Genomic DNA, 15296 nt, shown 5'->3' with positions numbered 1-15296 from the left:
CCCCCCCCCCCCCCGCCGGCTGCTGACCCCGCCGGCTGCCGGTTGGCTGAACCCGCCGGTTCTTCGTCTAAACTTCCAGCCACTCCTTGCGCACGGCGGCGTCGGTGCGCAGTTGCTGCGGCGTGCCTTCGAAGACGATGGCGCCGTGGCCCATCACGTACACGCGCTGCGATATGTCCAACGCGATCGCCAGCTTTTGCTCAACCAGCAGCACCGAGATGCCCTTCTCCTTCAAGGCCCGTAGATACTGCGCCACCAGCGCGACGATCTTCGGCGCCAAGCCCTCGGTCGGCTCGTCGATCATGATCAGGTCGGGGTCGCCCATCAGGCTGCGACATAGCGTCAGCATCTGCTGCTCGCCGCCCGACAGCACGCCGGCGGCCACCTGGCGCCGCTCTTGCAGGCGGGGAAACATCGCGTACATGTCGTCCAAGCGCCAGCGTCCCGATTGTACGTTCTTCTTCTGCCCAAGGATCAGGTTTTGTTCCACCGTGAGCGTGGGAAAAATGTCGCGGTTCTCCGGCACATAGCCCAGGCCCAGATGGGCGATCTGGAAGGCCTTCAGGCCGAGGATCTCGTCGCCCTTGAAGCGCACCGAGCCGGTCGCGCTGACCTGGCCCATGGCCGCCTTGACCAAGGTCGAGCGGCCCACGCCGTTGCGGCCGAGCAGGCTGACGATTTCGCCCCGGCCAACCCGCAGGTCGACGCCGTGCAACACGTGGCTCTTGCCGTAATAGGCGTGCAGGCCGCGAATATCCAGCAACTCGCTCATGCCGCCTCCTCGTCCGCAGCGCCCAGGTAGGCCGCCTGCACGGCCGCGTTGTTGCGGATGTTGGCCGGCGTGTCACAGGCGATCACCTCGCCATAAACCAGCACGGCGATCTTGTCGGCCAGGCCGAATACCACGCTCATGTCGTGCTCCACCATCAATAAGGTCTTGCCGATAGTTATTTTGCGGATCAGCTCGACCGCCGCGTCGGACTCGGAGCGGCTCATGCCGGCGGTCGGCTCGTCGAGCAGGATGACGTCGGCGCCGCCGGCGATGGTGATGCCGATCTCCAACGCGCGCTGCTCGGCATAGCTGAGCACGCCGGCCGGCACGCCGCGCTGGCGCTGCAGGCCGATCTGCTCGAGCAGGCTTTCAACCCGCTCGTGGGCGTCGCGCAGGCCGCCGAGCCGGTGCCAGAAGGAGTATTTGTAACCGAGCGACCACAGGACGGCGCAGCGCAAGTTCTCATAGACGGACAAATTGACGAACAGATTGCTGATCTGGAAGCTGCGGGCCAGGCCGCGGCGGTTGATTTGATAGGGTTTCAGGCCAGTAATGTTTTCCCCATTGAGCAGGATGGCGCCGGAACTGGCGGGAAAACGGCCGGAAACCAGATTGAACAGCGTCGATTTACCCGCGCCGTTGGGACCGATCACGGCCAGCCGCTCGCCCTGCGCCACCGTCAGATTGGCGCCACGGATGATCTGCGCGGCGCCGAACTGCTTGCGCACGTCGATGAGTTCGAGGGCGTTCATCGGCCTGCACTCCCGGTTTTCAATGCGATCTCGGCGTTGGCGGCCAGCCAGGCAGCCTGGAACGACGGCAGGCAGCGCCGCCAAGCCAGCACACTGAGCAGCAATAGTCCGCCCGCCACACACCAGGGCAGCGCGGTCGCGGTGTCGGCACTCAGGCCGAACAGGCGCTTGACGCTGCCGTTGGCCGCATCCAGCGTCAGGTGGTAGAGCATCTCCACGGCGCCGATCAGGCCCAGCAGACCGGGCAGCACGGCCAACGTCATCCTTCCCAGCCCGGGGCCGACCCGGCCCAGCTTGCCGTGCAATGCCAGCCGCAGCAACCGCATCAACAGGCTGGCCAGCCCGGCCGGCGCGTAACGCACCAGCAACACGAAGAACAGCCCGAGGTACAACTGCCAGGCCGGCGTGAAGTCCGACAGCAACACGGCGAACAGGATGCCGACCACGGCGCCGAGCATCGGACCGAAGAAGAAACCGATGCCTCCGATAAAGGTGAACAACAACACGCTGCCCGAGCGCAGGGCGCTGACGTTCTCGGCGCTGACGATCTCGAAGTTGATCGCCGACAAGCCGCCGGACACGCCGGCGAAGAAGGCCGACAAAATCAAGGTCAGATAGCGCACCCAGCGCGTGTCGTAGCCGATGAACTCTACCCGCTCGGGGTTGTCGCGCACGGCGTTGATCAGCCGGCCGAGCGGGGTGTGGGTGAAGGCATACATGGCGACCGTGCACGCAAACAACCATGCGGCGATCAAATAGTAGACTTGGATCTGCGGCCCGAAACTGATGCCGAACGGCGCCGCGCCCATGACGCGGTTGCTGGTGACGCCGCCCTCGCCGCCAAAGAAACCGGGGAACATCAGCGAACTGGCGAACACCAGCTCGACCAAGCCCAGCGTAATCATGGCGAAAGTGGTGCCGGCCTTGCGCGTTGTGACATAGCCAAACACCACGCCGAAACCCATGCCGGCGACGCCGCCAACCAGCGGCACCAAGCTGACGGGCAGGCCGGACCAGGCACCGCCGGCGGTGGCCGCCGCGTTCATCGCATGGATCGCGAAGAAGGCGCCCAGGCCGGAGTACACCGAGTGGCCGAACGACAACATTCCGCCCTGTCCCAGCAGCATGTTGTAGGACAGGCCGAAGATCATCACCGTGCCCATCTGCGACAGCAAGGTCAGCGCGCCGCCCTTGGCGAAGATCAGCGGCGCCAACAGCAGCAAGACGGCGTAGCCGCCCCAGGCCAGGTAGCGGCCCAGGTTCAGCGGCGCGAAACTGAGCCGGCCGGCCGCCACCGGCGCCACAGCCGGTTCGACGAGTTGTCGGCCGGCTGCCTGCTTGCCTTGCCGGGCGCTCATTCCCGCGTCCCCATCAGGCCCTTGGGCCGGAAAATGAGGATCAGCACCAGTAGCAGGAAGGGCAAAATTGCCGCGCTCTGGGCGATGGTGACATTGAGCAGCGCGAAGCCGGGCGTGCTCGGCGTGACTTCCGCGCCGAACCGGCCCAGCACGCTGGCCAGCGAGTAGTCCAGCGCCACCGCCGTCGTCTGCATGACGCCGATCAGGATCGAGGCGACAAAGGCGCCGGCCAGCGACCCCATGCCGCCGACCACCACCACCACGAAGATGATGCTGCCGACGGTGGCCGCCATGGCCGGTTCGGTGACGAAGGCGTTGCCGCCGATCACCCCGGCCAGCCCGGCCAGCGCGCTGCCACCGGCGAACACCCACATGAAGATGCGCGGCACGTTGTGGCCCAGGGCCTCGACCGCCTCCGGATGGGTCAATGCCGCTTGGATCACCAGACCGATGCGTGTACGGGTCAGCAGCAAGTAGACGACACCCAGCATGGCCAGCGCCACCACCATCATGAAGCCGCGATATTTGGGGAAACTGGTGCTAAACAGCGTGAACAAGGGACCATCCAACTCCGCTGGAATCGGATAATTGAGCGCGGCGCGGCCCCACACCAGTTGCACCAGCTCGACGATCAGATACGACAGGCCGAAGGTGAACAACAATTCAGGGATATTGCCCAGCTTGTGCAGTGGCCGCAGGCCATAGCGTTCGACCAACGCGCCGAACAGGCCGACCACCAGCGGCGCCAGCAGCAACGCCGGCCAAAAACCGATGCGCGCGCTGATGCTGCAGGCAATATAGGCGCCCAGCATGTAGAAGCTGGTGTGGGCGAAGTTGAGCACTCCCATCATGCTGAAGATGAGCGTCAGCCCGGACGACAGCATGAACAGCAGCAGTCCGTAACTGACGCCGTTCAGCAGTGTAAACAGCGTGAATTCCATCGAATGGCGTCCGGCTTAGCCTGGGCGCTTCATCTGGCAGGAGGTCGGCTGGCCGGCCACGTAGGCGTCGATCTTCTTGTCGAGTTTCCAGCCGTAGCCGGTGTTTTCCTGGTCGAAGCGCACGTCTTTGCCGTTGACCTTGCTCCAGGTGCCGATATACAGCGCCTGCTGCAACTGGTGGTCCTTCTTCTGCATCCACACCTCGCCGTTGATCGACTGCACCTTCAAGTCCTCCATGGCGAAGGCGACCTTGACCGGATCGGCGCTGCCGGCGGTCTTGATCGCCTGCGACAGCATGGTGATGATGCTATGGGTTTGCGCGGCGTAATAGTCGTCGTTGTACTTGGCCTTGAAGGCGGTGACGATCTCCTTGCCGGCGAAGGTTTCGTTGTTGGCCATCCAGTTGCCGACGATCTTGGTGCGCTCGGCGCCGGCCGCCCCCATCGCCGTCGGCACGCCGGTGGTGATGCCGTAGTAGGTGTAGAAATTGGCCTTCAGGTCGGCGTCCTTGGCGGCGCGGATCAGCAGGGCCAAGTCGGCGCCCCAGTTGCCGGTGATGACGGTGTCGGCCCCGGACGCCTTGATCTTGGCGATGTAGGGCGAGAAGTCCTTGACCTGGGCGATCGGGTGCAGATCATCGCCGACGATGCGGATGTCGGGCCGCTTGCGCGTCAGGTATTCGCGCGCGGCGCGGGCGACGGCGTGGCCGAAGGCATAGTTTTGGCCGATGATGTAGACCTTTTTGATGGCGGGATTCGGCGCCATGAAGCTGGTCAGCGCCTCCATCTTCATGTCCGAGTTGGCGTCGAAGCGGAAGTGCCAGAAGCTGCACTTGCTGTTGGTCATGTCCGGGTCGACCGCCGCGTAGTTCAGGTAGACCAGTTCCTTGCCCGGATTGCGCTCGTTGTGCTTGTTGACGGCGTCCAGCAAGGCCAGGCCGACACCGGAGCCGTTGCCCTGGGTGATGTAGCGGTAGCCCTGGTCGATCACGCTTTTGAGTTGGGTCAACGATTCCTGCGGGCTGCCCTTGTTGTCGAAACCCACCACTTCGATCTGCTTGTCGCCCGCCCACTTGCCCTTGTTGGCCATGTCGGCGATCAACTGGAAACTCTTCAGCTGGTTCTGCCCGACCGGCGCGAACGGACCGGACAAGGGGTCGATGAAGGCGATTTTCACGGTGTCCGCCGCCGCCGTGCCCATGCCCAGGCAGGAGCTGAACACGGCAGCGAACACGGTGGTACGACCGACAAGGGCGCGCGAGGAATTCGTCATGGTGTCTCCGTTTATTATGTGGTTGGCCGGGTCGTGGCGCCCGGCCTGGTTTGTTACCGTGCAGCGAAAATCTACACCGTGGGCAGTTTATGCTCCTTGTATTGGTCGCGCAGCTTGTTTTTCTGGATTTTTCCGGTGCCGCCGACCGGCAGCGCGTCGGTGAACACCACGTCGTCCGGCAACCACCACTTGGCGATCTTGCCGTCGAAGAAGCGTAACAATTCCTCCCGGCTCACTTGCTGGCCGGCTCGCAGCACCACCACCAGCAGCGGACGCTCGTCCCATTTCGGGTGGGCGACGCCGATGCAGGCCGCCTGCAGCACGGCCGGGTGGGCCATGGCGATGTTCTCCAGGTCGATGGTGCCGATCCACTCGCCGCCGGACTTGATGACGTCCTTGCTGCGGTCGGTGATCTGCATATAGCCGTCCGGGTCGATGGTGGCCACGTCGCCGGTCGGGAACCAGCCGTCCTGCAACACGTCGCCGCCCTCGTCCTTGTAGTACTTGGCGATGATCCACGGCCCGCGCACCAGCAGGTGGCCGTAGCCGACGCCGTCCCATGGCAGCTCCTTGCCGTCGTCGTCGACGATCTTCATGTCCACGCCGTACACCGCATGTCCTTGTTTTTGCAGGATTTTGCGCTGCCCTTCCCGATCCAGTTCGAGATGCTTGGCCATCAAGGTGCAGGTGGTGCCCAGCGGCGACATCTCCGTCATGCCCCAGGCGTGCACCACTTCGACGCCGAAGTCGTCGATCAAGGTGTTCATCATCGCCGGCGGGCAGGCCGAGCCGCCGATCACCGTGCGGCGGAAGGTGGAGAATTTCAGCTGGTTCTGCGTGGCATAGTTGATCAGGCCCAACCACACCGTCGGCACGCCGGCCGAGAAGGTCACGCCCTCGTTCTCGAACAGCTCGTAGACCGACTTGCCGTCCAGCGCGGCGCCGGGGAACACCAGCTTGGCGCCGGACAAGGGCACCGAATACGGCAGGCCCCAGGCGTTGACGTGGAACATGGGCACGACCGGCATCACCGTGTCGCGCGAGGAAACGTTGAGCGCGTTCGGCATCGCCGAGCCGTAGGCGTGCAGCACCGTCGAGCGGTGCGAGTACAGCGCGCCCTTGGGATTGCCGGTGGTGCCGGAGGTGTAGCACAGCGTGGCGGCGGAGTTTTCGTCGAACTGCGGCCAGGCGTAGTCATCCGAATGCGAATTGATCAGATCCTCGTAGCACAGCAGATTCGGGATCTTGCTCTCGGCCGGCATGCGCTCGCGGTCGCACATCAGGATGAAGCCCTTGGTGGTTTTGCAATGCGCGGCGATCGCCTCGGCCACCGGCAGGAAGGTCAGGTCGAACAACAGGTACTGGTCTTCCGCGTGGTTCATGATGTAGGCCACCTGCTCGGGATGCAAGCGCGGATTGATCGTGTGCAGCACCGCGCCGGAGCCGGACACGGCGTAGTACGCCTCCAGATGCCGGTAGCCGTTCCATGCCAGCGTGGCGACCCGGTCGCCCATGCGCACGCCCAGGCCGTGCAGCGCGTTGGCCAGGCGGCGGGCGCGCTGGTGGCACTCGCGGTAGGTGTAGCGGTGCATATCGCCCTCCACCCGCCGCGACACGATCTCGCTGGAGCCGTAGTGGCGCGCGGCGAATTCGAGGATATTTGAAATGAGCAAAGGCTGGCTCATCATCTGGCCCATCATGGGACTCATCGGTAAAGACGACATTGCTGCTCCTGCAAAGTGAACGGATGCGGCTGAGTTTGGAACGACCGTGCTAAAACCGTCAACTTTTTTCGATGCTGCGCCGCAGCAACTGCGCACAACACCCGGATACCTAGCGAAATAAGCCTGTTAGCGTATGTAACGGTACTGCAAAAAGCGATTTGCGCCCAATACAATTCGCCCGTTGGGTTAGAATTCCCTATTGGCCGTTGCGCTCGCCGACACCGGCCGCCACTGAAATAACCTCCGACTGGAACCGCTATTACTGCCGCTAAACTGCCGCTGGACAATTCCTTTGCGTCCCTGCCCGCTGCTTTCTACACCCGGCTGATGCCGACCCCGCTGCCCGCGCCGTATCTGGTGGCGGTCAGCGACACGGCCGCCGGCCTGCTCGGCCTCGATCCGGCCCTGCTGGCGCGCCAGGACTACCTCGACACCCTGACCGGCAACGCCGTCCCCGAGCGCGCCGAACCGCTGGCGGCCGTGTATTCCGGTCACCAGTTCGGCGTCTGGGCCGGCCAACTGGGCGACGGCCGCGCCATTCTGCTCGGCGACATGGCCGGCCCCGACGGCCCGATCGAACTGCAACTGAAGGGCGCCGGCCTGACGCCGTATTCGCGCATGGGCGACGGCCGTGCCGTGCTGCGCTCGTCGATCCGCGAATTCCTCTGCTCCGAGGCGATGCACGCGCTGGGTATTCCGACCTCGCGCGCCCTCTCCGTCACCGGCTCCGACCAGGGCGTGATGCGCGAAACGGTCGAAAGCTCGGCCGTGGTGCTGCGCATGGCGCCCAGCTTCGTCCGCTTCGGCTCCTTCGAGCACTGGTTCTACAAGCGCCAGCCGGAGCAAATGAAAGTCCTGGCCGACTATGTGATCGCGCGCTTTTATCCACAGTTGTTGGACGAAGAGAATAAATATGCGACGTTTCTGGCCGAAGTAACGCGCCGCACGGCGCACATGATCGCCCATTGGCAGGCGGTCGGCTTCATGCACGGCGTGATGAACACCGACAATATGTCCATCCTCGGCTTGACCCTGGACTACGGCCCCTTCGGCTTCATGGAATCCTTCGACGCCGAACACATCTGCAACCACACCGACCAGCAGGGCCGCTATTCCTACGCCATGCAGCCGCAGATCGGCCATTGGAACTGCTACGCGCTGGGCCAAGCGCTGCTGCCGCTGATCGGCGAGGTCGAGGCGACCCAGGCGGCGCTGGACATCTACCAGGCCGAGTTCGCCGCCAAGCTCAACGGGTTGCTGCGCGCCAAACTGGGCCTGGCCACCGGGCAGGACGGCGATCAGGCCCTGTTCGACGCAACGTTCGCGCTAATGCAGGCCAACGGCGTCGATTTCACCCTGTTCTTCCGCCGCCTGGGCAATCTGCAACGCGACCACGCGGCCGCCGACGAGCCGCTGCGCGACCTGTTCATCGACCGCCCCGCCTTCGACGCCTGGGCGCTGCAATACCGCGTCCGCCTGAACCAGGAAAGCCGCGGCGACGCCGAACGCAAGGCGGCCATGGACGGCGCCAACCCCAAGTACGTTTTGCGCAATTACCTGGCGCAAGTTGCCATTGAAAAAGCGCAAAACAAGGACTTTACTGAAGTGGCGCGCCTGCTGTCAGTTTTGCAGCGGCCCTACGACGAACAGCCAGAGCACGAGTCCTACGCGGCGCTGCCGCCCGACTGGGCCAGCGAGCTCGAAGTCAGCTGCTCCTCCTGATTCAACTGTGCAATCACGCCCACATCGCGAGAAAACCGACCATGACCACGAATAAAGTACGCAAAACCGACGCCGAGTGGCGCGCCATGCTCGAACCCATGCAATTCGAGGTGGCCCGCCACGCCGCCACCGAGCGCGCCTTCACCGGCCAGTACTGGGACCACCACGAACACGGCATCTACACCTGCGTGTGTTGCAACACGCCGCTGTTCCGCTCCGACGCCAAATTCGATTCCGGCTGCGGCTGGCCGAGTTATTTCGAAGCGCTCGACCCGGCCAACGTGACGGAAATCGTCGATCGCAGCCATGGTATGCTGCGCACCGAAATCATTTGCGCCGTCTGCGACGCCCACCTTGGCCACGTCTTCCCCGACGGCCCGCCCCCCACCGGATTGCGCTATTGCATCAATTCGGCGTCGCTGCGCTTCGATCCGCAATAAAATCCATAATAATTCCACAATAATTCCACAATAACTACTACTCAGAGCACACAGAATAATCATGAAATTCCTGTTCGACTTCTTCCCCCTGCTGGTGTTTTTCGGCGCCTTCAAATGGGGTGGCGCCAATGCGGAGCTGGCCACCAACTATATCAACGCCCACCTGAGCGGCATCATCTCCGGCGGCTCGATCACGGCCGATCTGGCGCCGATGATCGTCGCCACCATCGCCGGCGTGGCCGCCACGGCCGCCCAGATCGCCTATTTGCTGGCGCGCGGCCGCAAGGTCGACACCATCTTGTGGATCTCGCTGTTGCTGTTCGTCTTCTTCGGCGGCCTGACCATCTATTTCCATGACGAAAATCTGATTAAGTGGAAGCTGACGATTTTCTATTGGGGCTCGGCGATCACCTTGGCCGGCGCGCAGTTACTATTTAAAAAGAATCTGATGCGCAAGTCGATGGAGGCGATCATGCAATTGCCCGATCCGATCTGGCAGCGGCTGAACCTGATCTGGATCACCTTCTTTACCTTTATGGGCTTTTTGAACCTGTATGTCGCCTTCGTGCTGTTTAAAGGCGACACGGCGGCCTGGGTCAGCTTCAAGGCCTTCGGCTCGACGGCGATCATGTTCGCCTTCATCATCGGCCAGACTTTCTACCTATCCAAGCACATGAAGGAGGAGGCATGAGCGACGCAAACCAGGCGGCCGACAGCCGCATCGAACGCATCCGCGCCGCCCTGCAGGCCGCCCTGGCGCCGCAGGAATTGGTGCTCGACGACGACTCGGCGATGCACGCCGGACACGCCGGCGCCGCCTCCGGCGGCGGCCATTACAATTTGCGTATTATTTCAGCCCAATTTGAGGGTCTCAAACTCGTCACAAGACATCGACTCGTGTATGATTCCGTGCACGATATGATGCATAAAGAAATTCATGCATTGGCCATTACCGCACTGGCACCGTCCGAAGTATGATGTAGCGCAAAGTTTGGCGAATGATTCAGATAGGCCTTAGAATAATTGAACAGATTCGGCCCATCCAGAATCCAAGCTTTTGACTAGCACTTTTCACGAAAACTTTCCCTTTACAGGAATTAATAATGACTTTCAAGCCAGCCCGTTTGCTGATCGCACTTCTCGCAGTCGTCGCCGCACCAGCGTTCGCACAAAACATTGCTGTGGTTAACGGCAAAGCCATCCCGTCCTCGCGCGTCGATGCAGTAGTCAAGCAAGTAGTCGCCCAGGGCCAGCAACCGGATTCCCCGCAACTGCGCGAACTGATCAAGAAAGACCTGATCGGCCGCGAAGTCATGATGCAGGAAGCGGAAAAGCAAGGTTTCGGCAAGGACACCGCAGTCAAGACGCAACTGGAAAACGCTCGCCAGGCCATCATCATCAACGCCCTGGTGGCCGACTTCGTCAAGAAGAACCCGGTCAAAGACACCGACATCAAGGCTGAATACGACAAGTTCACGGCCCAGGCCGGCGACAAGGAATTCCATGTCCGCCACATCCTGGTCGAGACCGAAGCCGAAGCCAACGCCGTGATCGCCAAGCTGAAGGGCGGCGCCAAGTTCGAAGAACTGGCCAAGACCTCGAAAGACACCGGTTCGGCATCGAACGGCGGCGATCTGGACTGGGCGACCCCGTCGTCCTTCCCGAAAGTGTTCTCCGACGCCTTCGTCGCGCTGGGCAAGGGTCAAGTCACCGAAAAAGCCGTGCAGACCCCGAACGGTTTCCACGTCATCAAAGTGGACGACATCCGTCCAGCCAAGCTGCCTACCCTGGAAGAAGTGAAACCGCAAATCTCGGAAGCGCTGACCCAGAAGAAGCTGCAAGCCTACCAAGAAGAAATGGTCAAAAAGGCCAAGGTTCAGTAATGCTGTGATCGCCGGCGCCCCCAGGGGCGCCGGTTTCGATTCAGCCTTAGACTATGCGCCCCAACCGGACGCACTTACCCGTTTTTATAGGAATGATAATGATGTTGAAGCCTGCCCGCCTGTTGTTAGCCCTGATCGCTGTTATCGCAGCGCCAGTTTTCGCCCAGAACGCGGTCACCGTCAACGGCAAGGCCATCCCTGCCGCCCGCGTCGACCAGATGGTCAAGCAAGTGGTGGCCCAGGGCCAGCAGCAAGACAGCCCGCAGTTGCGCGAAGCGATCAAGAAGGAACTTATCGGCCGCGAAGTGCTGATCCAGGAAGCCGACAAGCAAGGCTACGGCATGCGTCCTGAAGTCAAGTCGCAGATCGAGAACACCCGCCAGAGCGTCATCATCAACGCCATGCTGGCCGACTACGTGAAGAAAAACCCGGTCAAGGATGCCGAGATCAAAGCCGAGTACGACAAGTACAAGGCCGCCATGGGCGAGAAGGAATACCATTCGCGCCACATCCTGGTCGGCAGCGAAGCCGAAGCCAAGGACATCATCACCAAGCTGAAGGCCGGTGGCAAGTTCGAAGAACTGGCCAAGGTCTCCAAGGACGGTTCCGCCAACAACGGCGGCGACCTCGGCTGGATGGCGCCAGGCAAGTTGGTCAAGCCTTTCGCCGACGCCATGGTGGCCCTGAAAAACGGTCAATACACCGAAACCCCGGTCAAAACCGAGTTCGGTTTCCACGTCATCAAGTTGGAAGAATCGCGCGCCAGCAAACTGCCTTCGCTGGAAGAAGTCAAAGGCCAGATCGCCGAAGCCATGCAACAGAAGAAAATCGCCGCCTTCCGCGACGATCTGATGAAAAAAGCCAAGATCCAATAAGATTCCCGGCCCACAAAAAAAGCGCTTCCTCGGAAGCGCTTTTTGCGTTTTTGCATCGGTGTTTTTACATCTGTGTTTTTACATCTGTGTTTCCGCATGAGCGTTTCGATGTCAGCCCTTGCAGCGCCGCATCGTTGCCTAGCGCTCGCCGCCGAGCGCCGGCGTGCGGTAGTCCTCGGCCACCAGATTATATTTTTGCATCTTGTGGTACAGGGTCTGTTTGGGCAGACTCAGCACGACACAGGCTTCGGCGACGTTGCCGGCCACATTGCGCAGTTCCCGCTCGATCAGTGCCCGTTCGAAGCCGTTCACCTGTTCGGACAGCGGCGCCGGCGCGGCGTCGCGCGCGGCCAGGATGCCCTCGCCGCCGCTCGACAGGCCCAGCACGAAGCGGTCGGCGATGTTGCGCAGCTCGCGCACATTGCCCGGCCAGGCATGCGCCATCAGCGAATGCATCATCGCGCCGGAGATGATGGGCGCCGGCCGCTTGTAGCGCGCCGCCGCGTCCAGCACGAAGTGCTCAAACAGCAAGGGAATGTCCTCGCGCCGCTCACGCAACGGCGGCAGGTGCAGCACGATCAGATTCAGGCGGTAGTACAAATCGCTGCGGAATTTTTGCTGGTCGGACAGCTCCTTCAAATCGGCCTTGGAGGCGGCGATCACCCGCACGTCGACCGGCAGCAGATTGTTCGAGCCGAGCCGCTCGACATAGCGCTCCTGCAACACGCGCAGCAGCTTGACCTGCAGCGCCATCGGCAGGCTCTCGATCTCGTCGAGGAACAGCGAGCCCTGGTCGGCGTGCTCGATCTTGCCGATCTGCCGCTTGGCGGCGCCGGTGAAGGCGCCGGGCTCGTGGCCGAAGACCTCGCTCTCGAAGATGCTTTCTGGAATCGCGCCGCAATTGATGGCGACGAAGTTGTGCTTGGCCCGGCGGCTGTGCTGATGCAGGCAGCGCGCCACCATTTCCTTGCCGGTGCCCGTTTCGCCATAAATCAGCACGTCGGCCGGCTCGTCGGCCAGGTCGAGGATCAGGCGGCGCACATCGCGGATGGCGGCGGAGTTGCCCAGCAACGTGGCCTCGATGCCCTCGTTGTGCTCCAGCTTGCGGCGCAAGGTGTGCACCTCCAGCATCAAGCGGCGCGTGGCGACGGCACGCTGCACCACGTCGACCAGCTGCTCGGATGAATACGGCTTGGAAATGAAGTCATAGGCGCCGTCGCGCATCGCCTGCACGGCCATGGTGATGTCGCCGTGGCCGGTGACCAGGATCACCGGCAGTTGCGGATCGATCAATTTGACCGCCGCCAGCAACTCCAGCCCGCTCATGCCGGGCAAGCGCACATCGGTCACCAGCACGCCGGCGAAGCCCGGCGTAATCAGCTTGTAGGCCAGTTCGGCGGCATGGAAGGATTGCACCTCCAGCCCGGCCAGCTCGAGCGCCTGCTCACTGCCGGCGCGCACGGTGGCGTCGTCCTCGACCAGCAGGATCTGCAGCGGCGGCTGGGCCGGCGAACCTTCAATCATGTCCAAGCTCCTGCTCCGCGACCTGCAACTCGATGGCGAACTGGGCGCCACCGCCCGGGGCTGATTCCGCCCTCAATATACCACCGAACTCACGCACTATTTGCTCCGAAATGGCCAAGCCCAGGCCCAATCCCTGTCCCTGCGGCTTGGTGGTGAAAAAAGGTTCGAACAGATGGCTGCGCATCTCTTCCGTCATGCCGGGGCCGCTGTCGGCCACCCGGATCAGCACCCGCGAGCCGGCGCTGTCGACGCTGACGGTGAGTTGCCGCAACTCGCTGTCGGCCATGGCGTCGAGCGCGTTGTTGAACAGGTTGACCAGCACCTGCTCCAAGCGGTTGCTATCGCACCAGGCGTGGGCGCCGGGGCTGCGCATATGCAGACGGAAATCGACGCGGCTCAGCTCCATGCGCCGCTCGACCAGGAATAGCGCGTTGGCGATCGCCGACTGGAGCGGCACGGCGCTCGGCGGCGCCGTCGATTTGCGCGCAAATGCCTTCAACTGGCATGTAATCGTGCCCATCCGACCCACAATCTGCGAGATCGTCACCAGGTTGCTCTTGACCACCTCAAGCCGGCCGCGCTCCAGCAGCACCACGGCGTTGTCGGACATGGTGCGCAGCGCGGTGAGCGGCTGGTTCAACTCGTGGGTGATGCCGGCCGACATCTGACCGAGCACCGCCATCTTGCCGGCCTGGAACAGCTCGTTCTGCGTCACCTGCAGCTTTTGCTCGGCCTGGCGGCGCACGGCGATCTCCTCGCTCAGGTTTTGCGTCATCTGGCGCAGGCTGTAGGTGCGCTCGGCCACCATGATTTCCAGATTGTCATAGGCGTGCTGCAAGTCCTCCCTCGCCTTGCGGCGCTGGCGGGTCGCGCGCAAGCGCTGCCGAACGTAGAGGAACAGCAAGACGATGAAACCCTGCGCCACGCAGGAGAAAATAAACGCCGCCTGGGCGTTCGAGCGCGCCTGGCTGAGGTCGGAAAGATAGATGAATTCCCAGTTGCGCGGCGCCAGCGAGCGGCGCTGCATCAACATGCCGGAGACGCGGCCCTCCCTGCCGTTGGCCTGGCCCAGCTCCGGCACCTGCACCCGGCGCGTGCCGTCCGCCATCTCCGGCTGATAGCTGAAGCCTAGCGCTTCCAGCGGATGGGAGAAATATTGTCGTGTCGCATCGAGACGTTGCCGCACTTCGGGCGCCAGCGGCACCAGCGTGCGGTATTTCCATGACGGAACGGAACTCAGGAAAACCACACCCTGCTCGTCGCTGAGCATGACCTTGTCGGCGCCCTGCACCCAGGTTTTCTCCAGTTTCTCGATGTTGACCTTGACCGTGGCCACGCCCAGCATATGGCCGTCATGATAGATGCCATGGGCAAAGAAGTAACCCGGCTCCAGCCGGGTCGTGCCGACACCGTAGAAGCCGCCCGGCGTACGCTGCAAAGCGTCGCGCACATAGGGGCGGAAGGAGACATTATCGCCGACGAAGCTATCTTTTTCGCGCCAGTTGCTCGATGCCTGCGTGACCCCGTTGAGATTCACGACGTAAATGGTGGTGGAGCGGGCCTGTTGATTGACACGCTCCAGATAGATGTTGACGGCCTCGCGCAGCGCCGGATCGCTGGGCTGCTTGAGCAAGGCGATCACATCCTTGTTCAATTCCAGCGTCCGCGGCAGGAAGTCGTATTTGTCGAGCAGGTTCTCCAGGCTGGCGGCGTAGGCGTTGAGCCTTTGCGCGCCGCTGACCCGCAGCCTGTCGGTGGTGATTTGGCCGGCCCAGTAATAGGCCAGGCTGGCCAGCGCCAGACAGAACAGCAATACGCCACCCCAGGCCAGCACTTGGCCGCGCGACCAGCGGGCGCGGCCATGCCAGCGCGGGCCGGCACTCGTGTGTTGCGTGGAAGACTGCATATGACTCTCTCGGGGCGCCTTGATACGGTGAGGCCATACTGTAATCGTAATCTTGCCCGGCTGAGGGTTTCGACACGAAAACTGTTGCGCCGAAGGCACTGAGGCCTCGTTTCAAAGCGCAGATACA

Annotated in this window: 14 protein-coding genes; 6 read left to right on the top strand and 8 right to left on the bottom strand. The window is 62.5% G+C overall.

Annotated elements, in window-relative coordinates; all coding sequences use genetic code 11:
- Positions 1 to 67: 67 nt before the first annotated feature.
- The 6 genes from H7U20_RS01000 to H7U20_RS00975 form a co-directional block, all read right to left on the bottom strand.
- Positions 68 to 772, bottom strand: a complete 705-nt coding sequence (locus tag H7U20_RS01000; protein ID WP_199517754.1) for an ABC transporter ATP-binding protein — start codon at positions 770 to 772, stop codon at positions 68 to 70.
- Positions 769 to 1524 (bottom strand): ABC transporter ATP-binding protein, encoded by a 756-nt coding sequence (locus tag H7U20_RS00995; RefSeq protein WP_199517753.1) that lies wholly within the window; start codon positions 1522 to 1524, stop codon positions 769 to 771. The genes H7U20_RS01000 and H7U20_RS00995 overlap by 4 nt, the downstream gene beginning before the upstream one ends.
- Positions 1521 to 2882 carry a branched-chain amino acid ABC transporter permease gene (locus tag H7U20_RS00990; protein WP_199517752.1) on the bottom strand — a complete coding sequence of 454 codons (1362 nt, stop codon included), beginning with the start codon at positions 2880 to 2882 and terminating at the stop codon, positions 1521 to 1523. Before H7U20_RS00990 ends, H7U20_RS00995 begins: the two co-directional genes overlap by 4 nt.
- The gene (locus tag H7U20_RS00985) at positions 2879 to 3823 is read right to left on the bottom strand and encodes a branched-chain amino acid ABC transporter permease (RefSeq protein ID WP_199517751.1); all 945 of its coding nucleotides are present in this window, start codon (positions 3821 to 3823) and stop codon (positions 2879 to 2881) included. Before H7U20_RS00985 ends, H7U20_RS00990 begins: the two co-directional genes overlap by 4 nt.
- 15 nt (positions 3824 to 3838) lie before the next feature.
- Positions 3839 to 5095 carry a branched-chain amino acid ABC transporter substrate-binding protein gene (locus H7U20_RS00980; RefSeq protein ID WP_199517750.1) on the bottom strand — a complete coding sequence of 419 codons (1257 nt, stop codon included), beginning with the start codon at positions 5093 to 5095 and terminating at the stop codon, positions 3839 to 3841.
- Positions 5096 to 5166: 71 nt separating this feature from the next.
- Positions 5167 to 6819, bottom strand: a complete 1653-nt coding sequence (locus H7U20_RS00975; protein WP_304621705.1) for a 3-(methylthio)propionyl-CoA ligase — start codon at positions 6817 to 6819, stop codon at positions 5167 to 5169.
- A 258-nt stretch (positions 6820 to 7077) separates the two neighbouring features.
- Between H7U20_RS00975 and H7U20_RS00970 the strand changes: the two genes are divergently transcribed.
- The 6 genes from H7U20_RS00970 to H7U20_RS00945 all read left to right on the top strand — a co-directional run bounded on the left by H7U20_RS00970 (position 7078) and on the right by H7U20_RS00945 (position 11739).
- The gene (locus H7U20_RS00970; protein WP_199517800.1) at positions 7078 to 8541 is read left to right on the top strand and encodes a protein adenylyltransferase SelO; all 1464 of its coding nucleotides are present in this window, start codon (positions 7078 to 7080) and stop codon (positions 8539 to 8541) included.
- A gap of 41 nt (positions 8542 to 8582) precedes the next feature.
- A complete protein-coding gene (gene msrB, locus H7U20_RS00965; RefSeq protein ID WP_199517749.1) occupies positions 8583 to 8981 on the top strand; it encodes a peptide-methionine (R)-S-oxide reductase MsrB in 399 nt (132 codons plus the stop codon).
- Positions 8982 to 9042: 61 nt separating this feature from the next.
- Entirely contained in the window at positions 9043 to 9672 is a 630-nt protein-coding gene (locus tag H7U20_RS00960; protein WP_199517748.1) for a septation protein A, read from the top strand.
- A complete protein-coding gene (locus H7U20_RS00955) occupies positions 9669 to 9959 on the top strand; it encodes a BolA family protein (RefSeq protein WP_199517747.1) in 291 nt (96 codons plus the stop codon). The genes H7U20_RS00960 and H7U20_RS00955 overlap by 4 nt, the downstream gene beginning before the upstream one ends.
- A gap of 125 nt (positions 9960 to 10084) precedes the next feature.
- Positions 10085 to 10864 carry a peptidylprolyl isomerase gene (locus H7U20_RS00950; RefSeq protein WP_199517746.1) on the top strand — a complete coding sequence of 260 codons (780 nt, stop codon included), beginning with the start codon at positions 10085 to 10087 and terminating at the stop codon, positions 10862 to 10864.
- A 98-nt stretch (positions 10865 to 10962) separates the two neighbouring features.
- Entirely contained in the window at positions 10963 to 11739 is a 777-nt protein-coding gene (locus H7U20_RS00945; protein WP_199517745.1) for a peptidylprolyl isomerase, read from the top strand.
- Positions 11740 to 11877: 138 nt separating this feature from the next.
- On the opposite strand, the gene H7U20_RS00940 is transcribed toward H7U20_RS00945, so the two are convergent.
- Both H7U20_RS00940 and H7U20_RS00935 read right to left on the bottom strand, forming a co-directional pair.
- Positions 11878 to 13263: a sigma-54-dependent transcriptional regulator gene (locus H7U20_RS00940; RefSeq protein ID WP_199517744.1), complete on the bottom strand. Its 1386-nt coding sequence runs from the start codon at positions 13261 to 13263 to the stop codon at positions 11878 to 11880.
- A complete protein-coding gene (locus tag H7U20_RS00935; protein ID WP_199517743.1) occupies positions 13256 to 15169 on the bottom strand; it encodes a sensor histidine kinase in 1914 nt (637 codons plus the stop codon). The genes H7U20_RS00940 and H7U20_RS00935 overlap by 8 nt, the downstream gene beginning before the upstream one ends.
- Positions 15170 to 15296: the final 127 nt, after the last annotated feature.

The sequence above is a fragment of the Rugamonas violacea genome (genome assembly GCF_016461825.1).
Taxonomy (GTDB): Bacteria; Pseudomonadota; Gammaproteobacteria; order Burkholderiales; family Burkholderiaceae_D; genus Rugamonas.
This window is presented reverse-complemented; position numbering and strand designations above follow the sequence as displayed.